Origin of the sequence: Microcoleus sp. AT8-B5, from assembly GCF_036705565.1 — a bacterium.
Taxonomy (GTDB): Bacteria; Cyanobacteriota; Cyanobacteriia; order Cyanobacteriales; family Microcoleaceae; genus Microcoleus.
Genome location: NZ_JAUBUY010000024.1, coordinates 46,544 through 66,022, shown reverse-complemented (window position 1 = coordinate 66,022; position 19,479 = coordinate 46,544). Strand labels below are relative to the sequence as shown.

Below are 19,479 nucleotides of genomic sequence, written 5' to 3'. Positions count from 1 at the left end.
CTGTTTATTCTTTTAATTTTCTTCTGCTTGCTTGCTCAATTCACAAGCAAGAGCCTTATTTTTCATCATTTGAAAGATGTTGAAAAATCCGTTAGCGCGGGAAGGTGTAAGACTCACATTCAATCCCGTGTCTTGAATAAAATCTGGGGTAATGGTGACAATTTCAGCAGGCGTTAATCCGCTCAAACCTTCCACCAGCAAGCCAACTAATCCTTTGACTAACTGAGCGTCTGAATCGCCTTGATACAGAACTTTTCCGTCTGCCAAATTTGCGGTAATATAAACTTGCGACACGCAGCCAGAAACTTTGTTTTCCGGCAGTTTATCGCTTTCGGGAAATGCTGGGAGTCGCTTGGCATACCACAGCAGTTGTTCGTAGCGTTGTTTCGGATCGGAATGTCGCTGAAAGCGCTGAACGATTTTAGCTAAAGCAGCAGGTAGCGCGGTGTTTGCAGACATGATTCACTCGTAGCGGTTTACTTCGTTAATATTATACCTTCGATTGTAGCAGGAAGGGCGATCGATTTGAGATTTGAGATTTGAGATTAGGACTTACGCATGAGATAGTAGGGACACGGCAATGCCGTGTCCTCATGGTTTTTTAAGACACGATCTTAAACTAAACAACTGTTCAGGTGTTCTCGAATTTGAGCGATATCTAAGTTGCGGCCGATGACTACGAGTTGATTCTTAGGTGCGGTAAACCATTCCGAAGCATCTAGTTCGTATCTGGGGCCGCTGAGTTGAAATATGTGTCTCATCGGACTGTCGTTAAACCAGAGAATTCCTTTTGCCCGAAATACATCGAAGGGCATTTTTTCCGTTAGAAATTCTTGGAATTTGTGGACATCAAAAGGTCGATCGCTCTCAAATGATAGTGAAATAAATCCGTCGTTATCTAAGTGATGAGATTGATGTCCGTGATGGTGGTGTTCGTGATGATGTTCGTGATGGTGTTCGTGTTTTTCCTCAATTTCAAGACTGTTGAAAATATCTGCTTGCGTTAAACCCACACCCAAAATTAAGGGTAGAGGAACTTCACCGTATCGAGAGTGTAAAATTCTCGCTCCTTCCTTAACTGTGCGAATGTAAGATTCTAACTTTTCTACTTTTTCTGGAGGAGCGAGATCGGTTTTGTTCAGCAGCACAATATCTGCAAATGCCACTTGTTTAAAAGCTGCTTCGCTGTCAAAATGATCGGGAGTGAATGTTTCGCTATCGACTACGGTAAGTACAGAATCTAGATTGGTTAAATCCCGCAATTCTGTGCCGACAAATGTCAGGATAATCGGCAGCGGGTCAGCAACTCCGGTGGTTTCAATTACCATGCAGTCGATGCGTTCTTCTCGTTCTAAAACTCGGTAAACTGCATCGACTAAGCCTTCGTTAATAGTGCAACATATGCAACCGTTGCTAAGTTCTACCATGTCATCCTCTGTAGAAAATAGAAGCTGCGAATCGATGTTTATATCGCCAAATTCGTTAACTAAAACGGCTACTTTTAAGTCTTGGCGATTTTTGAGTATTTGATTGAGTAAAGTAGTTTTTCCACTGCCGAGAAATCCGGTAATTATAGTTACTGGCATCCCTCTTTTGGGAAGATCGGCAATTAAATCTGGGGTTTGTACGGTGAGATTAGTCATTGTTATTCGTTGGTTAATTGTAGAGACCTTGCTGTTAATTTGCCAAGCCGATCGCACCTCATCGCTGACAGCCCGGTGCGATCGCCTCTGCTAAGATACGGGCGATCGAGCCGATCGCGCGCCTTTTGTTTGATAATCATTCTCATTATACGTGAAAATGCGGTTGGCGCGCAAGCTCTACAATTACAGATCGGTGCAATATCTCCGATCGAGCGTTAATCTGAAGAGCTTACTGTAGTTAACGAGCGCGATCTATCCACAAACAGGAGAATATATGGTATTTAGTAACTAGCCGGATTGTCTCTTAGGAGTTTGGGCGATCGCGCAGAAATAACTATGTAAAAATGTTATTTATCTAAAAGCAAAGCGGTATAATATATTGTGAAAAAAATCTGGCTAAAATATCGAGTTTTTCAGGCAGTTGTCTTCTTAGGATTGGGTTTGCTATTAACCATCGCGCTTTCGCTTTCTTTTGGTGCGGTACCCATGAGTGCCGATCAATTGTGGCAAGCATTTCTGCACCGAGGTGATACTGTCAATCAAACTATTTTATGGGAATTGCGTTTGCCCAGAGTTGCGGCAGCGCTGACGGTTGGTGCGGCTTTAGGAATGTCGGGGGCTTTGCTGCAAGGTTTGCTCCGCAACGGTTTAGCCGATCCTTTTGTATTAGGAATTTCGGCGGGTGCAGGGTTGGTTGCGATTACCATGCTGACTTTGGGAATATTTCAAACTTGGGTGCCTTTGGCGGCTTGGATAGGTGCTATTTTCACTTCGATGCTGGTCTACTTTTTGGGCAAAACTAAAACGGGAATTTCTGTGGAACGTTTGGTTTTAGCAGGTGTGGCTGTGAGTTCTCTTTTTGGGGCAGTACAAACTACACTGTTGCTGTTAGCTGAAGACAGCCGCTTGCAAGCTGCTTTGAATTGGTTAATCGGTAGTTTGAACGGTCGCGGTTGGTCGGATTTGCAGGTGGCTGCACCTTATATTTTGGCTGCTTTGCTGTTAGGATGTTTTTTGGGGCGATCGATAAATTTGCTGGCTTTGGTTTCTCTAAAAGTGAGAAAGCTAAAGGCATTCCAAAGCCCGCAGCGATCGGAAACCTGGTTTTTGAGCCTGACTCCCAATGCTGTCGGATCGCCATCAAGAAGCTAGATCCAGAGGTGGCAAACCGCGCAACTGTCGCAGCGAGTTGATACACATCTGACAGTCGCAGCCAAACAGCGCCACCGCCTCATCGCTTTCTGCTTCCGAAAAATCCAGCATCGCCACCTGTTCTTCACCCGGGCGCTGCCAACTAATTCTCGGCTTAGAAGCCATAGCAGGAGACTTGCCAGGAAGGCGCACACAACTCAGGCGATGAGTGCCCCGCGATCGCACGCATTGAGGCGAATCAGCCGATTGGGCTGGTATTTCGCCAATTAGAGCGGGATTGGCGATCGCGCTCAAAGACATCACAGATCCAAACAGCGTCGGACTTACAAGTAAAGTGAGGAGCAATCGATTCATTTGTCGTCCTTAAGAACTTTAACGTATACAATAGCCGATTATCTGTTGCAATTCAACAATGTATTCGTCCGACATCAGTACGATTTGCCGTTATTAAGGCTTAAAAGCCGAATATTTGCCGCCCAAACTTTCAACAATTATCCGCGTATTAGCAACTAGCATTTTCTGATAAGTATCACCTTGGCTCCCGATTTTAAGATTTGTTGCAATTTGAGTAAATTTAGATAGCCAGTGATAGCAAATTCATCCAATGCGGGTAAACTGATTTCAGCAAGGACAACTCGAAGCAGCGAACAAGTTTACCTCAAAAACCAGGTGGGGAGTGATGAGTACAGTTTTAGTGGTGGAAGATTCCCGCAGCCAGCGCGAGTGCATTTCACATCAGTTGAGATGCAGCGGATTGAATGTAATTCAGGCATCAGACGGTGTGGAAGCGCTGGATAAAATTGAGAAAAATTGCCCCGATTTAGTATTATTAGATGTCATAATGCCCCGTCTGGACGGCTACGGGGTTTGCCGTTTAATTAAAGCTAATCCCGAAACTCGGAACATACCGGTGGTATTTTTAACAGGGAAGGGACAGCAGTTAGCTTTATTTGCGAGGTTCCAGGGCGATCGCGCCGAGGCTTATGTTAGCAAACCTTGGCAGCCGAGGGAACTTTTGGCAACGATTAAAAAAGTGTTGCTAAATGCCAACATTAAGTTCGATCGAGCTTCAGCCGACGCTTGGACAGAATACGGTATTTTAAACTTAAGTACAGTCGAACTGTATCAAAGCCATGCCGATGCTTGGACAAAATACAGTTCCCAAATTATTAAATTGTACGATTCCAGCTTAGCAGCTTTCGAGCAAGCTTTGGCAATTGAACCGAGTCACTCAAATGCAAACAAGTATCGCAACCGAGTCCAGACAATCCGGGCAACTTTGATGAAAAAATTAGAGCAAACTAAACCTTGCAAAGTCTGTGATTATTATTACGGTAAGGATGGCATCACTTGTGCAGTGCATCCTGCTGGCCGCCCTCAAGAAGTGTGTCGCGATTGGGAATTTAATTAAAAATGAAAACAAATAACCGCGCTTACTTGGAAAAGTTGCTGCAAGAAAGAAACGAACATCCCGAAAGAATGGCGGAAATTGATGCGAAAATCAATGAAACTTTTCGCCAAAATTACGCAATTTTAGTAATGGATATGTCAGGATTTTCGCGCACGACAGTCCGCTACGGAATTATTCATTTTTTGGCAATGATTCACCGAATGCACGGAATTGTAAAACCGATAATTTCCGAATACAGCGGCACTGTAGTTAAGGAGGAAGCCGACAATATTTTTGCAGTTTTTCCCGATGTAAAATCGGCGGTGGAAGCTGCGATCGACTCTTTGAAACAAACGGCGGCTGTCAACACGACACTGCCGCCGGAGATGGACATTTACCTCTGCATTGGTATTGGCTGTGGCGATGTTTTGATGCTGGAAGGAGAGGATATGTACGGATCTGAATTTAATCTGGCATCCAAGCTGGGAGAGGATTTGGCGGAACGCGGAGAGATTTTGCTGACCTCAGCAGCCTTTGAAAAGTTGGAAGGTGACAAGCAAGATTGGGAAAAAGTGGAACTTTCGGTTTCAGGTTTGGAATTGGTGGCGTACAAGCGGCTGTAATCGGGTGAATTTCTGTTGTCTTCTCGTTCTTCGCCCTGCTGGAAAATGAGAACATGGCTTGTGCCAGCCTTGACTCGAAACCCGGTTTCTTCGCAGATATCGGGCGACTAAGGATCGCGAATTAAATAATTTACACTCTTGAAAGTGGGGAGTAGGGGATGGGCCTGAAAGCCCGCCCTTTCTGGACGGGCTTTCAGGCCCATCCCACAAGAACCATCACGCATTGTAAGTTATTTAATTCTCATTCCTAAGCCATTTTGGTATAAACCAGGTTGATGAGGCTATATTCTTAGAGAATATGGAGTTTAAATAAAATTTAAAATTAGATGATTGAGGAACACAAAACTTGGCAATCTATTAATTTATCCGCTATTGGACAGCGGCTGGCTTGGCTGCAGCAACAGCCAGACAAGGTTATTTTTTGCAAAGAGTCTGGTGTTCACTATGTTGCAGTCACAAAAGAGCGATCGCACATTAAACTATCTTTAGTAGAAAAAGTAAATCAGCACACAGATTTACTGCAATCTGTATTCGATTTCAACAATCCTTTACATCTAGTGTCTGAATATACTCAGGCGATGATGTTGGGTTTAGTGTGGCAAAACCAACCTCAAAGAATCTACATAGCTGGTTTTGGCGGCGGCAGAATTCCCTTAGTGTTGCACCACTATTTGCCGGAAACTGTTATAGAATGTGCGGATGTCGATCCGATCGCGATCGAAGCAGCTACACAGTGTTTTGGGGTAAAATTGGACGATCGTCTAACTGTAACAATTCAAGACGGCAGAGAGTATTTAGAGCAGCAAAAATCAGATACTCAATACGATATCATCATGATCGACGTAGCTTTTGGCAACGGCTACTTTCCGCATCGCCTATCCACCAAAGAATTTTATCAAATCTGCGAAAAACGCTTGTCAAGTGAGGGAGTTGTGCTGGTAAATCTGCTGCAAAGAGATGAGTTTTATGCGGAAAAAATCAAGACTTTTCAAAGCGTATTTTCCCAGGTGTGCGTGTGTCCGTGGAAGGACATTAACACTGTTTTGATTGGTAGCAACAGCGCTATTTTAGAGAAGAATGAGATTGTTGCTAGGGCAAAATATTTGCAAGATGGCTATCAATTTTCATTTCCATTAACAGAAAGAGCGCGGGAAGTAAAATTAGGTACAGAATTGGCGGAAGCTGTACCTAATTTATATCGATCTCAAATTTTGCATGACGATTCGCCGCCCGCTGGTTATTTTGATTGCTGGTTATTCTGATATCTATAATAAGTCCGGGTTTACTCTTTGTGGAACAGGCCGGAAAGCCTGTTGCTAATAGGAAGTTGAGAGCACCCAGGGATTGAAAGAGACTATGGGATAAAATTGCCCTCAGAGTGCGATCGGATATAACCATCGACAATAGGGCAACTGACGACACAACATTGCCGTTTCCCTACGCCAACATAATCAATCTTCCTCGATAAGAGATATAACCATCGCCCGATTTATTTTCGGGAAACCGCACAGCGTCGTCTCCTGACTGTAGGTAATATCAATTCCGATGCCACCGGATTTGATATAACTGCTATTTCATACATTCAACCATCTGCTGTTCCAGCTTAGCCAACAATGTATCAACATCGGTTGCAGCTTCCTCAAAACAAACAGGAGGTTCAGGCTTAGGTTCAAAAAGAATCAACTTAATTTGACCTTCCCCGATCGCCAAAATCGCCACTTCCTTCTCAGGCTTGTGAGCGTTCAACACACCTACAACTTCCTGAATATGACTTTTTACTTGACGGTTCAACTCCTCAACCGCCTCTTTCTTACAATACACAAAACGCGCAGTTTCTGCAATATCAATTGCCAAAATCTCCTCGCTTTCTTCTCCCCTTTCCAGAAATAGCCCCCAAGCCAAAGCAGCCAATTCATTTTGATTAGCTTTCACAAATTTATCTAATTTCCGACTCCAGCTATTTTCGTTGGGTTTGGACTCAGGGCTATCAAATAGAAACATTTTCTCTTCTTGCTTGTAGAAACTAATATTTTGCAGTCAGTTGTCAGTTAGCAGTTGGCAGTTGGCGGTTGGCTGTTGACTGTTGTCATTAGTTACCCATGCCCAATAGCCCATCCCCAATTACAAATTAGCAATTCCCCATTACCCAAAACCGCTGCGTTTCTATCTTATACCAGATTGCACGCGCCAGAGCGCCGCATAAATTCCGTCCTGTTCGATCAGTTGTTCGTGCTGCCCCGATTCTACCACCAGCCCCTCTTCCATGACACAAATGCAATCGGCATTGCGGACAGTAGAAAGACGGTGGGCGATCGCAATTGTAGTGCGATTCTTGGTAATTCGTTCTAGCGATCGCTGAATTGCCGCCTCAGTCTCGTTATCCACCGCTGAAGTAGCTTCGTCAAGAATCAAAATCGGCGGATTCTTCAAAACAGCCCGTGCAATTGCAATTCGCTGCCGCTGCCCCCCCGACAATTTTTGACCGCGTTCCCCTACAATAGTGTTGTAACCGTCCGGCAATTGGGCGATAAACTCGTGCGCTTCGGCAATTTTCGCAGCATTTACTATCTCTCGATTGCTTGCCTCAAAACTGCCGTAAGCAATATTTTCTGCCACCGTACCGTGAAACAAAAACACATCTTGACTCACCAATCCGATCGCTCTCCGCAAATCTTTTAAATTCAGGCTATTTAATTCTATACCGTCGAGATAAATATTGCCATGCTGTACCTCGTACAGCCTCAATATTAGTTTCACCAGCGTACTTTTACCGGAACCTGTCGCCCCAACAATCGCAGTAGTTTTTCCCGCCGGCAGATTCAAAGAAAAATACTGCAAAATCGGTTTTCTTTGATTATAAGAAAACGTAACATTTTTAAATTCCAACTCACCCTTAATCGAACTAACCGGCCGCCGAATATCACCCGTGCGAATTGCGATCGGAGTATCCAACAAATTCATCACCCGATTAGTCGAAGCCATGGCGCGCTGGTATTGATCCAGAGTATCTCCCAGGCGAGTCAGCGGCCACAACAACCGCTGGGTCAAAAACACCAAAACGCTGTAAGTTCCCACAGACAACCGGCCCGCCACCACCTCCAAACCCCCCAGAAATAGTGTTGCAATAAACCCCAAGAAAATCACAACCCGAATCAGCGGAATAAAAGCAGCCGAAAGTACGATCGCCCGTCGGTTGCTTTGGCGGTAAGCTTGGCTTTGTGTTTCGATGCGCTGAATTTCATAATCTTCGGAAGTAAAACTTTTAATAGTAGTAATTCCCATCAAATTATTCGACAGTTGCCCGTTCAGAAAACTCACCTTTTCCCGCACATCAGCATAGAAAGGAGCGAGGCGATTTTGAAAGGCGATCGAACCCCAAATAATAAAAGGTATCGGCAGCATTGACAGCCCAGCAACAAGAGGAGAAGCAGCAAAAAAAGCCGCCCCAATCACAACAACCGTTGTCATTACCTGAATTACCTCATTAGCGCCGTCGTCTAAAAAACGTTCGAGTTGATTGATATCATCATTGAGAATAGAAATCAAACCGCCCGTGCTGCGTTCTTCAAAATAAGCTAATTCTAATTCCTGCAAATGACTGTAAGCTTCCAGACGCAAATCGTGTTCAATATCCTGAGCCAAATTGCGCCACAAATAATCATAGGCATATTCAAAAACAGATTCCAACGTCCAAACAATCGCGCTCAAAAGAGTGATAATTGCCAGTTGCCAAAAGACATCTTTTATGCCCCATTGAGCGAGGATAGAATCTTGCTGTTTCACCACCACATCAACGGCAATACCGATTAATGCTGGCGGCGCTAAATCAAAGAATTTATTCAGCAGCGAACAGATACTTGCCAGCCAAGCTTTCAGGCGGTAGCGGCGCCCGTACTTCAGCAGCCGCTTGAGGGGATGGACAGGTTTTGATGGATTTGGTGATGCTTGAGAATCATTCATAGGGCATGGGGCATCCGAAATAGGGCCGAGAATTAGAAATTAGTAGGGTGATCGGCGCGCACCTTACCTTTGTTTAATTGTTAATTCTCAAAAGCCCGGTTCCTAGGCTTTAAACGTTAACACTCGCTTCATTTTAGCGACTACACCAACTATTTGCGCCTCAATCTGAACGTGAATTACTGGTTGAATTGGCTGGTAAATTTTGGATCACAAGTTGTAATTCTGTCTCGCTTGTTGAGTCAGCTTCAACTTGTGTTCGAGACTTTGCCAATTTTCGGCTGCGATATCGCTGATAAACTCGTCGAGACTGTCGCGGTAAATAGAGAGCGATCGCAATAATTCCTCTCGATTGTACTTTGCCACCATCACTCCCAGTTCGGGATTGCCACCCCCCACCCGGCTCGTGTCCCGAAAACCCGAACTCGCCAAATGTTGGGCTAAATTAACAATATCCCGATCGCCCTCTCGATCGCACGCAGCAACCAGCGTCGCGCTCGCCATCAGCGGCAAATGAGAAATCCAAGCCACAGCTCGATCGTGCTCTTCCGGTTCACATCGGTAAACTTTAGCACCCAGCAACCGCGCAATTTCCTCAACCTTATCCACAGCAAACGCCGGCGTTTGGGCAGTCGGCGTCACCACATAAGGCCGGCCCACAAACAAATCAGGTACCGCAGCCTCGATTCCGCTTTCAGCAGTCCCCGCCATCGGGTGTCCCCCTACAAAATTCGGCCACAGAGAAGACACAGCCTGCACTATGGGTGTTTTTACGGAACCGACATCGGTTACAATAGTATCAGGGGAAAGATAGGGCACCAAGTCTCGGACGATCGGCTCGATCGACCCCAGTGGCGTGCAAATAAAAACCACATCGGCTGCTGCAATCAGAGACAGGTTTATGCTGGCTTCATTGACAACACCGCGAGCTTGCGCCCGATCGCAAGTCTGCTGCCGACTCGAAACCCCCAAAACATTAAACCCGCGCGATCGCAAATCCAGCCCGATCGAGCCACCAATTAAACCCAGTCCGACAATACCGATATTCATAGCAATAAAATGGGGATATTTGATACGGTGCCGCCCCCATGACAGTCGAGGAACTCCTGAAGAAATATGCCGCCGGAGAAAGAAACTTTGCCGGAATCAACCTGACTGAGGCCAACCTCAGCGGCGTCAACTTGAGCGGAGCCAACCTCAAGGGTGCGAATCTGAGTGTAGCAAACCTGAGCGGAGCCAACCTCAGCAAAACCAACCTCACAGGTGCAAAACTCAACATTGCCAGACTCAGCGGCGCCCATCTAGGCGGCGCCGACCTCACCGACGCCGACCTCAACGTCGCTTACCTAGTGCGAGTTGACCTCAAAAAAGCCATACTCATAGGAGCCAAACTGATCAGAGCCGAGCTCATTCGAGCCGAACTCAGCGGCGCAAACCTCAGCGGTGCAAACCTCAGCGGCGCCACCCTCACCGAAGCCACCCTTCGAGGAGCCAACCTCGCTCAAGCCAACCTTCGAGGCGCTCACCTCAGTGGCGCGTGCTTGACAGAAGCCAACCTCGAACAAGCCAACCTGCAAGGAGCCGACCTCAGCCGAGCCGACCTCAGCGGCGCCGACTTGCGAGGCACAGAACTGAGACAAGCCAACCTAACTCAAGCCGTACTCAGCGGCGCCGACCTCAGCGGCGTCAATTTGCGCTGGGCAATCCTCAGCGGTTGCAATCTCCGCTGGGCCGACCTGAGCGAAGCAAAATTGAGCGGTGCCGACCTCAGCCGAGCCGACCTCTGCCACGCCAACTTGCTCAATGCCAGCTTAGTTCACGCCGACCTGACAAATGCCTATCTGATCCGCGCCGACTGGATTGGAGCCGACTTAACCGGAGCCACCTTAACCGGAGCCAAACTCCACGCAGTTTCGCGACTGGGCATCAAAACCGAAGGCATGACCTGCAAATGGGTCGATCTGAGCCCCAACGGCGACCACAGCCAAATTTACTGGTTGAACTCAGGAGGAACCCACGAATTTTTTCACGAAACCTTGCCCACAGTTCGGATTGTAATTGACTCGCCCTTAGACCAAGGCGCTCATTTTGCGCTAGCAGCAACTTATTACCAAATTGCCCAACAATATCCGAGTTTAAGTCAGCCTCCCACGATCGAAGTCAGCTCCAGGCGCACCGTACTCGCCTTTAAAATGGACAGCGACGATAAATTATTTGCCACCGCTTACGTTGCCATCATTCCTTTTAACGACGCTGCCATAACTCAAAAAAACCTAATAGCTTTGATGAAAATGATTCAATCCCACGATGCAGGCAAACTTAACGTCAAAGAATCTAAACACGTTCAGTTATGTAGCAAAGCTCTCAACCAAGCTATCAGCAAAGTAGACCAAATCAAAATTTCCAGTTCTTTTCCAAAAATCGGCGAAAGCATCAATTTCTTTCAAATTCCCACACAAATGATCTTAATTAATTCCCGCGACCAAAGACTCAGCGTATATCACCACCCAGCCTTCGGCAAGCGCCTGATTAAAAAATACGACCCAAGTAACTCAACCTCTGGCAAGTTAGCCGAGATAGCAAAATTGGCTCAAACTAATATCAGTAGCATTTTGGATTTTATAAAAGGCTTCCACAATATAGATGTTTAAGCATATTGCATCAAGTTACAGAAAATGCTTATTCTAGTTTAAAGGTTGGCACAACAAAGCTTTGTTCTAGCTAACACATCAGGGAAATTCAAAAGCATGGATGCCGAAGAACTCATCACAAAATATGCAGCAGGAGAAAGAGACTTTACTGCAATCCTCCTTTGCGAGGCAAATCTCAGCAGGATCGATCTCAGCGGGGCTAATTTCAGTGAGGCAATCTTAAGCCTCACCAACATGAGTGGCACCAATTTGTCAAACGCCAACATGAGAAAAGCCAAACTCAATGTTGCCAGACTCAGCGGTGCCAATCTGCACAAAGCCAACCTCAGCGGTGCTATCCTCAACGTAGCTAACTTGATTAGAGCCGACCTCAGCGAAGCCCAACTCGTCGAAGCTACACTGATCAGATCCGAACTGATTCGAGCAAACCTCAGTAGTGCCAACTTGACCGGTGCAAATCTCAGCGAAGCAGATTTGAGAGAAGCAACCCTCAGAGAAGCCAATCTAGAGCAAGCCGACCTCAGCGGGGCTCACCTTAGAGGCGCTTCCCTAACAGCGGCCAACTTGGAACGGGCCAACTTGCACAGAGCCGACCTCAGCAGGGCCGACTTGCGAGGAGTCAACCTCTGCAATGCCGAACTCAGACAAGCTAATCTTTCTCAGGCCAACCTCAGCGGCGCTGACTTGCGAGGCGCTAATCTCCGGTGGGCTGACCTCAGCGGGGCGAACCTGACCGGCGCTGACCTCGATGAAGCGAGATTGAGCGGGGCCAACTTGTACGGGGCAAATTTGAGCAATGTCAATCTCTTGAACGCTACTCTGGTACACGCGGATTTGACTCAAGCGAATTTGATTCACGCTGATTGGGTAGGCGCTGATTTGACGGGGGCGGCCCTGACGGGGGCAAAAATTTACGCGGTGTCGAGGTTTGATGTGAAAGCAGATGACATTACCTGCGATTGGGTTGACCTCAGTCCTAACGGCGATCGCAGCCACATTCAGCGCTTTACCCCAGAAGAATCTCAAAGGTTTTTCAATGCTACACCGCCGACAGTTCAAATTATTGTCGATCGACCCCTCGACCCCGATGCTAACTTTGTCCTTGCAGCTACCTACCGCCAAATTGCCCGTCAATACCCTGCTTTGAACCATCCTCCCAGTATCGAAGTTAATTCTCGACGCACAATCATATCATTTAGAATAGAACAAGACGAGCAACTATTTCCCACAGCTTTCGTGGCGATTACTCCCTTTAGTGATGCAGCATTTACTCAGAAAAATTTAATGACTCTGATCAAAATGATTCAACCCCAAAGTGGTAATAACCTGGGTGTCAGAGTCTCAAATATGGTAGTGCAATTAAACGTTGCCCTGACCCAAACAATGAGAAAAATAGGGGAAATGAAAATTCAGCCGATTCGCCTCGATCGCGAACCGATGTCAAGTTTTTTCCAATCGCCTACCCAAACTGTACTGGCCAACTCCAGCGCCGAAAGTTTGATGATTCACTATCACCCAGATTTTGGCAGAAACTTGACCAATTTGCCTGGAGTCAACAAAACCTCTATCAGTCCTGCAATTAAAGCCCAAAGATTTACCACCCCGCCGCTAAATACTGTCATTGAGTTTGTCAAAAGCTTTTATCAGCTCGGTGAGTAAATACTATAAATGAATTTGATATTATTTCTATTTATGCCATAAAAAAGTTAGCCGATTGCCATTTCATTCAGGTAAAAAAAATGGAAGCTGAAGAACTGCTCAAACGATTTGCAATCGTCAAAAGATACACAGAAGGTGACAGAGATTTCACAGGAATCAACCTGAATGAAGCTAATCTCAGCCGCATCAACCTCAGCCAATCAATTTTAAGGCGGGCTAGCTTATTTGTCACCAACCTCAGCGGCGCTAATTTGAGCGACGCTAACTTGAGCGAAGCTAACCTGAATGTGGCTAGACTCAGCAGTACCAACCTGTCGCGGGCAATCTTAAACGGGGCGACTCTCAACGTAGCAAACTTAGTCAGAGCCGATTTAAGTGCAGCTCAATTAATCCGAGCATCCCTGATTAGAAGCGAATTAGTCCGCTGCGAACTCAGCAAAACTAACTTCAGCGGTGCAAACCTGACTGAAGCAGATTTAAGAGAAGTAAAACTGACGGAAGCTAACCTGTGCGGTGCTAATCTTTCCGGTGCAAATCTCAGAGGTGCTTCGGCTGCTTCAGCTAACTTTCAAGAAGCTAACTTACACGGCGCAGATTTGACGAAAGCAGAACTTAGCGGCGTCAATTTGATCAATGCTGATATGAGACAAGCTTCTTTGCAACAGGTGAATCTCAGCAGTGCCAATTTGAGCGGAGCTAACCTCAAATGGGCTGATTTGACGGGAGCAAACCTCAACGGCGCGGATCTGAGCTTTGCTAAATTAAGCGGAGCTAACCTTAACGGAGCAGATTTAAGAAATACTAATTTAGCAAGTGCTAGTTTCGTTCACGCTGATTTGACAGAAACAAATTTGATTAAGGCAGATTGGGTAGGCGCTGATTTGAGGGGAGCAACTTTAACAGGAGCAAAACTGTATTTGGTTCCTCGATGTGGCATCATCGCAGATGATATTACTTGCCAGTGGGTTGACCTCAGCCCCGCAGGCGATCGCACTCAGATTCAACAATTTAATTCGCCGTCAGAATCGATAAAATTTTTAAGTCACACGCCTGGGTTAGTGCAAATTGTGGTTGACGCACTTTTAGACTACTCAGCAAACAGCACTTTAGCCACAGCTTACAGCGAAATAGCTCAGCATTACCGAGCAATGAATTTTCCTCCTAATATTGAAGTCGGCTACCGCCGCACAACTCTAACTTTTAGATTTGAGAGCGATGAGCATTTATTGCCAGCAGCTTTTTTAGCGATTCTTCCTTTTAAGGATGCTGTACAAACTCAGAGAAATATTATGATAATCGGCAAAAATATCGAAAATCAAAATTTGGAGGAAAAACGAATAGTGCAGTTGCGTAAAGCATTGAGTACAGCTACAAATAAATTAAATGATTTAATAAATTTGGTCTCTAATATATCACGGGTTAGTCAGCCAACAAAGTTTTTTGAGTCACCTACCCAAACTATTTTAATTAGTTCGGGACAGGAGAGTTTGATGGTGAATTCTCACGGGAATTTTGGGAAGGGAGGTGCAACTCATCAGGAGAGTAAATTCTGTTTGCCTCTCGGTCAAAAAGTAGTTGATTTTCTGGCCAGTTTTGATTATGTTGATTGAGGAATGTTAACAGTACAATCGATTGATTGAGGTAGAAGTCCACAATTCGCTACTCCGCTTCCTGCGATCGAACTCCGAGCCGCACTGGCCCCACCATTTAACGATGGCGCGGCTCGTGGCGCGGGCTTTGCGCTTGGGGCGCAGCGCTCTGATCCAAACGGGGCTTCCCGCTGGAGCTTACCGACAGCGGTATCGAGTCAGCTATTTGATGCCGATTTTGATGTGGCCAGAGCCTGTGATATTAGTCGCGCCTACACGGGTGATCGAGCATTTGAGAGCAGTGGAAATTCCACGTTTGCAAGAGTGGCTGCAAACAGAGGGGTCGATCGAGACTTATTCGGATAATGCCACGGGACGAGGATTGATGCTAGCAGATCCGCAGTCTTGGCTGGCGGCTCGCTTGGCGGCAAATTCGGAACTTCACAGGAATATTCCGACAATTATCGACGGTGTGGATGACTTGGAAGTTTGGACGCGCCAGCAATTGACGGCGTGTTTGCAACCTGCTGACTGGAATGATTTAATGCAATCTCAGCCTTTGGAAGCCGATGCAATCCTCCAAGGGCGGGTACTGCTAACGCGGGCTTTCTTTCAGCATCCGGCGAAACCAGAGGAGTGCTATTTGCTGGAAACCGCAGAGCAAAATATTTTGCAGGGGCTGTTTGAAAAAATCGAGCCAAATTCGCTGATTCCGGCTGCTTGGAGCAATTTTTGGCAGCGGTGGGAAACAAACGGAACACTGCGGTGGGCGGAAATTAATCGGGAGGCTGGGTCATTTTCTCTGTTCTGCGCGCCGGTTCAGGTGGCTGAGGTTTTGAGCAAAATTTGGGATGGTCAGCCTGTGGTGTTGATTGGGGGGGCGGTGGATGTGGAACCGAAGGCTCCTATCTTCCGGCAAATGCTGGGACTCCCAGAATTGACGAGCGTTAAGTTTTCGCCCGATCGACAAAGCGAATTAATTCAACTGTACATTCCCAACTGGCTGCCGCTGCCAAATACGCCGGAATTTCAGGGTGTTTTAATGGAAGAAATTCGGACTTTGCTGTTGATGAGCGCCTCGGTGGCGGGTTTAACGGTGCTGATTGTGGGTGATGTACCGCTGAAGGCTAGGCTGGCGGCGATTTTGGCTTCTGAGTTCGGTTCTCGGGTGCAGGTAGAAAAGACTGATGTGGGCGAGAATGCGATTTTGGTGACGGGGTGGGAGTTTTGGCGGGAACATCAGGGGGAATTGAGGGCGCCTCACTTGCTGGCGATCGCAACTTTGCCGCTACCTTCTTTGGAGAATCCTTTGGTGACGGCGCGTGTGGCTTATTATAAGGAACGGCGCAAGGATTGGTTTCGGTTGTATTTGCTGCCGGCGGCGCTGAATGAGTTGCAACGGGCGATCGCGCCTGTGCGAGAACGTCAAGGGGTGGTGGCGATTTTCGACAGCAGGGTGATTCACCGCAGTTATGGAAAGCAGGTTTTAGCGGCTTTGAGTCCTTTTGCGAGGATTGATTATTTGGATACGACGTGGCTGACCCAGGCTTGAGATGACCTGTTGGCGTATAATTTGTTTAGGTATCCAGTTGAAATCTAATTTAGTAGACAAAGATTATGGGTGAAGCTAAGCGTCGCAAAGAGTCGATCGGCGACGAATACGGTAAAGAAGAGCGCATCCTTCCCTGGCTGCCAATCACGAAAACCCAAAGCGAAGATTTTGTGAAGTGGACAAGTCGCGGAAGCTGGATGGGGATTAGTCTTTTGGTTGTTTGGTGGATTGTAGTGCGGTTTGTCGGCCCCTCGGCGGGTTGGTGGCAGGTTAACTGATGCCAGACTCGACAAATGCCTGTATTCTTGGCATTGTGTCGAGTTTAACTCGGAAACCAGCGGCTGAATTTTTCGGAAAAATTTAGTTGCGAAGTTCGACTTAGTATGGTATAGTAATTATCTGCGGGCAATTAGCACAGTGGTAGCGCACTTCCTTCACACGGAAGGGGTCACTGGTTCAAATCCAGTATTGCCCATCGAATTTATTTTCTTTCTTAGTCCGCGCACGCGAACTTCGTTTCTTTAGCCGCGGTTTCAACCGCCGTCACCTTCTTAAGCTTCAACATATTCGCAAATAGAGACAGGTTCGGGAATCGGAAAAGCATCCTCTTGTAGTCCTTCAATATGGAAGGCGATCGCCTCTTTAATTAAATGCCTCACATCTTCTAAACTTTCAGCCACAGCTACACATCCAGGTAAATCGGGAACATACGCACCGTAGCTAGTTTGACCTTTTTCAATTACAACAGCATAACGCATTAATCTTCCTCCTCTAGTTGAGATTGCCGCCAAACACTTTTAAGCGTACCAATTGGCATATCAATGCCTAAATTACCTGACACCGTGACAGTCCCCGCCTTTTCTGGGTGTTTAAATTGACGATGACTGCCCTTTGTTCTAGCTAAATACCAACCATCATCTTCTAACATTTTAATAACTTCTCTAACTTTCATTATTCATTTATCTATAAAACTCATCAACTCCCGCACTTATATCTTCATAATACGATCTAACTTCAGCAACCTCTCCATTGTAACCGGCGCGACTGATAAAAAACCTCATCCTGCTCAATCTGAAGACAATGTTTAACAAGGCCCAAACTGCCGTAGCACGGGCGAGGACTCCCAGCGATCGCCCAAAACTTCCCTTATATACTACACCTATGCTACACTAACATTGTAGCTCGTGCTCCCGCAGGAGGTTCCCTCATGGCAAATGCCAATCTTCCTCAAAATTTCAACTTAATCCTACCCGCAGGAACCCAAATTGTCACCAAAATCGAGGTCAAAAACCCCGCCGGCGACCAATCTTGGAAACCGGGATTAGTAGGTGTCATCGTTCAATCGCCTACGGACAATTCCCACGCATATTTAGTCAAACTCCCAGACGGAACACAAGTTAGTCTGCGGCGACATGAACTCAGTATCCGCAAGCAGTTTCAGAGCGAAGGATTGCAGTCAGGAGGAGATTTTCTTGCAGAATACAACCTCTATGATTCTGTAATTTACCGCTGCATTGTTGGTTCGAGAGCCTACGGTCTTGATAACGAGCAATCCGATACAGACAGACGCGGGATTTACCTGCCGCCGGCAATACTTCATTGGTCGCTTTACGGCATTCCAGAACAATTGGAAAATAAGCAAAATCAGGAATGCTATTGGGAACTGCAAAAGTTTCTAGTTTTGGCACTAAAAGCTAATCCAAATGTGCTAGAATGTTTGTACACGCCTTTAGTAGAAACAGTTTCTCCTGTAGCACAAGAATTGCTGGAAATTCGGGAAATGTTTCTTTCTCAATTGGTTTATCAAACTTACAATAGCTACGTTTTGTCTCAATTTAAAAAAATGGAGCAAGACCTCCGCAATACCGGGGAAATTCGTTGGAAGCACGCGATGCACTTAATTCGCTTGTTGCTGTCAGGAATTACGGTGCTTAAGGAGGGGTTTGTGCCCGTTCGCGTGCAGGATTATCGATCGCAACTTTTATCTATCCGCAACCAAGAAGTATCCTGGGATGAGGTGAATCGCTGGCGGTTGAGTTTGCACGGTGAGTTCGATCGCGCTTTTGCTGCAACTTCCTTACCGGAACGTCCTAATTACGAGAAAGCGAACCTGTTTTTGATTGAAGCGCGTAGAGGTGCGATCGGCTAAAAGGGGCGGGTTTACGAGATCGTTAATTTGAGACATATATGGTTGGTAAAATCCGCCCCTACAAGTATTTGCGATTGTTTAACCGGAATTGAAATTAGCATTGATAAAATGTTGAAAAAATGACAGAATACATCTCTAATCTCGCCTCAATTATCTCCGTTCAGCCTTATCCGCTGCTGTTTGCGACTGTCAGCGGTTCGCACTTATACGGCTTTCCTTCCGCAGATTCTGACTTTGATTTGCGGGGAGTACACATTTTGCCGCTACCGAAAGTAATTGGACTCATTTCTGGAGAAGAAACCATCGAAGTTTCTGAAGTTCGGGAGGGAATGCAACTCGATTTAGTAACTCACGACATCAATAAATTTTTTGAGATGCTGTTGAAGCGCAACGGCTACGTGTTGGAACAACTGTATTCGCCGCTCATAGTTTACACTACAAAGGAACACGAGGAATTAAAGGATATCGCCTCGAACTGCATTACCAAGCACCACAGCCACCACTATCTCGGTTTTGCTAAAACTCAATGGAAATTGTTTGAAAAAGAACGCCCGCGTCGGGTTAAGCCGCTGCTGTACGTTTACCGGGTGTTGCTGGCGGGGATTCACTTGATGCAAACGGGGGAAGTCGAGGCGAATTTGGTGAAACTTAATGATAAGTTCCAGTTGTCGTATATTCCTGATTTGATCGAGCGCAAGCTGGCTGGGGAGGAAAAATCTGTGCTGGAAGATACAGATATGGAATTTTATCAGCAAGAGCGCGATCGGCTAATTAATATATTAGAAGATGCAAGTTTTACAAGTCATTTGCCGTCAAATCCTAATGCAAAGGTTGCTCTTAACGATTTTTTGGTAAAGGTGAGGATGTCATCTGTGAACTAAGCTGTTCCACGTTTAATTAGTCTTTAGTGTAGCAAGCACCCTATATATTAGTCGTTTTGTGCGCCGAAGAGCACAGAACCTCTAGTCCAGTACACATCAGTACCAAATAAACCGGGTTTTTCATCCTGCTCATATCAAATCCGTTAGCATCGGAATAGTACATTCGACTTCACTGTTCACGGCGTTAACTGTTCATTGTTCACGGCGTCAACAGTCAACAGTCAACATCATGT

Annotated in this window: 20 protein-coding genes and 1 tRNA gene; 12 read left to right on the top strand and 9 right to left on the bottom strand. The window is 46.2% G+C overall.

Translation table 11 applies throughout. The annotated features are described in order from the left end of the window. Window positions 1-12: 12 nt before the first annotated feature. The 3 genes from QUB39_RS17565 to QUB39_RS17555 form a co-directional block, all read right to left on the bottom strand. Entirely contained in the window at window positions 13-459 is a 447-nt protein-coding gene (locus QUB39_RS17565) for a SufE family protein (RefSeq protein ID WP_333055804.1), read from the bottom strand. Window positions 460-614: 155 nt separating this feature from the next. Then, window positions 615-1,643, bottom strand: coding sequence for a GTP-binding protein (locus QUB39_RS17560; RefSeq protein WP_333055803.1), 1,029 nt, complete (start codon window positions 1,641-1,643; stop codon window positions 615-617). A 2-nt stretch (window positions 1,644-1,645) separates the two neighbouring features. After that, entirely contained in the window at window positions 1,646-1,783 is a 138-nt protein-coding gene (locus QUB39_RS17555; RefSeq protein ID WP_333055802.1) for a hypothetical protein, read from the bottom strand. Window positions 1,784-2,024: 241 nt separating this feature from the next. On the opposite strand from QUB39_RS17555, the gene QUB39_RS17550 reads away from it, so the two are divergent. Next, window positions 2,025-2,795, top strand: a complete 771-nt coding sequence (locus QUB39_RS17550) for an iron ABC transporter permease (protein ID WP_333055801.1) — start codon at window positions 2,025-2,027, stop codon at window positions 2,793-2,795. Here the strand turns inward: QUB39_RS17550 and QUB39_RS17545 are convergent. After that, window positions 2,784-3,149: a hypothetical protein gene (locus QUB39_RS17545; protein ID WP_333210776.1), complete on the bottom strand. Its 366-nt coding sequence runs from the start codon at window positions 3,147-3,149 to the stop codon at window positions 2,784-2,786. The genes QUB39_RS17550 and QUB39_RS17545 overlap by 12 nt on opposite strands. 325 nt (window positions 3,150-3,474) lie before the next feature. Here QUB39_RS17545 and QUB39_RS17540 point away from each other — a divergent pair, with 325 nt between their 5' ends. From QUB39_RS17540 to QUB39_RS17530, 3 genes are all read left to right on the top strand, one after another. Further along, window positions 3,475-4,206 (top strand): response regulator, encoded by a 732-nt coding sequence (locus tag QUB39_RS17540; protein ID WP_333485116.1) that lies wholly within the window; start codon window positions 3,475-3,477, stop codon window positions 4,204-4,206. Window positions 4,207-4,208: 2 nt separating this feature from the next. Further along, window positions 4,209-4,808: an adenylate/guanylate cyclase domain-containing protein gene (locus QUB39_RS17535; RefSeq protein ID WP_333055798.1), complete on the top strand. Its 600-nt coding sequence runs from the start codon at window positions 4,209-4,211 to the stop codon at window positions 4,806-4,808. Window positions 4,809-5,134: 326 nt separating this feature from the next. Then, a complete protein-coding gene (locus tag QUB39_RS17530; RefSeq protein ID WP_333055797.1) occupies window positions 5,135-6,070 on the top strand; it encodes a fused MFS/spermidine synthase in 936 nt (311 codons plus the stop codon). Window positions 6,071-6,377: 307 nt separating this feature from the next. Here QUB39_RS17530 and ccmS read toward each other — a convergent pair whose 3' ends face one another. From ccmS to QUB39_RS17515, 3 genes are all read right to left on the bottom strand, one after another. Beyond that, window positions 6,378-6,809, bottom strand: coding sequence for a beta-carboxysome assembly chaperone CcmS (gene ccmS / locus QUB39_RS17525; RefSeq protein ID WP_333055796.1), 432 nt, complete (start codon window positions 6,807-6,809; stop codon window positions 6,378-6,380). A gap of 162 nt (window positions 6,810-6,971) precedes the next feature. Further along, complete coding sequence (locus tag QUB39_RS17520) at window positions 6,972-8,768, bottom strand: ABC transporter ATP-binding protein (RefSeq protein ID WP_333055795.1); 1,797 nt, start codon at window positions 8,766-8,768, stop codon at window positions 6,972-6,974. A gap of 207 nt (window positions 8,769-8,975) precedes the next feature. After that, window positions 8,976-9,815, bottom strand: a complete 840-nt coding sequence (locus tag QUB39_RS17515) for a prephenate/arogenate dehydrogenase (protein ID WP_333055794.1) — start codon at window positions 9,813-9,815, stop codon at window positions 8,976-8,978. A 38-nt stretch (window positions 9,816-9,853) separates the two neighbouring features. Between QUB39_RS17515 and QUB39_RS17510 the strand changes: the two genes are divergently transcribed. The 6 genes from QUB39_RS17510 (at window position 9,854) to QUB39_RS17485 (ending at window position 16,691) form a co-directional block, all read left to right on the top strand. Continuing rightward, window positions 9,854-11,416 carry a pentapeptide repeat-containing protein gene (locus QUB39_RS17510; protein ID WP_333055793.1) on the top strand — a complete coding sequence of 521 codons (1,563 nt, stop codon included), beginning with the start codon at window positions 9,854-9,856 and terminating at the stop codon, window positions 11,414-11,416. Between the two features lie 96 nt (window positions 11,417-11,512). Next, window positions 11,513-13,075: a pentapeptide repeat-containing protein gene (locus QUB39_RS17505; RefSeq protein WP_333055792.1), complete on the top strand. Its 1,563-nt coding sequence runs from the start codon at window positions 11,513-11,515 to the stop codon at window positions 13,073-13,075. Window positions 13,076-13,155: 80 nt separating this feature from the next. Continuing rightward, a complete protein-coding gene (locus tag QUB39_RS17500; protein WP_333210766.1) occupies window positions 13,156-14,685 on the top strand; it encodes a pentapeptide repeat-containing protein in 1,530 nt (509 codons plus the stop codon). A gap of 22 nt (window positions 14,686-14,707) precedes the next feature. Then, a complete protein-coding gene (locus QUB39_RS17495) occupies window positions 14,708-16,216 on the top strand; it encodes a helicase C-terminal domain-containing protein (RefSeq protein WP_333263106.1) in 1,509 nt (502 codons plus the stop codon). A gap of 65 nt (window positions 16,217-16,281) precedes the next feature. Next, the gene (locus tag QUB39_RS17490) at window positions 16,282-16,494 is read left to right on the top strand and encodes a DUF2839 domain-containing protein (RefSeq protein WP_333055789.1); all 213 of its coding nucleotides are present in this window, start codon (window positions 16,282-16,284) and stop codon (window positions 16,492-16,494) included. 125 nt (window positions 16,495-16,619) lie between these two features. Beyond that, window positions 16,620-16,691: transfer RNA gene (locus QUB39_RS17485), tRNA-Val, on the top strand. Window positions 16,692-16,767: 76 nt separating this feature from the next. Here the strand turns inward: QUB39_RS17485 and QUB39_RS17480 are convergent. Then, window positions 16,768-16,974: a type II toxin-antitoxin system HicB family antitoxin gene (locus QUB39_RS17480; RefSeq protein ID WP_333485115.1), complete on the bottom strand. Its 207-nt coding sequence runs from the start codon at window positions 16,972-16,974 to the stop codon at window positions 16,768-16,770. Further along, window positions 16,974-17,168, bottom strand: a complete 195-nt coding sequence (locus QUB39_RS17475) for a type II toxin-antitoxin system HicA family toxin (protein ID WP_333055786.1) — start codon at window positions 17,166-17,168, stop codon at window positions 16,974-16,976. Before QUB39_RS17475 ends, QUB39_RS17480 begins: the two co-directional genes overlap by 1 nt. A gap of 255 nt (window positions 17,169-17,423) precedes the next feature. Here QUB39_RS17475 and QUB39_RS17470 point away from each other — a divergent pair, with 255 nt between their 5' ends. Both QUB39_RS17470 and QUB39_RS17465 read left to right on the top strand, forming a co-directional pair. Continuing rightward, entirely contained in the window at window positions 17,424-18,365 is a 942-nt protein-coding gene (locus QUB39_RS17470) for a DNA polymerase beta superfamily protein (RefSeq protein WP_333485114.1), read from the top strand. A 119-nt stretch (window positions 18,366-18,484) separates the two neighbouring features. After that, a complete protein-coding gene (locus QUB39_RS17465) occupies window positions 18,485-19,246 on the top strand; it encodes a nucleotidyltransferase domain-containing protein (protein WP_333485113.1) in 762 nt (253 codons plus the stop codon). The last annotated feature ends 233 nt before the right edge of the window (window positions 19,247-19,479 follow it).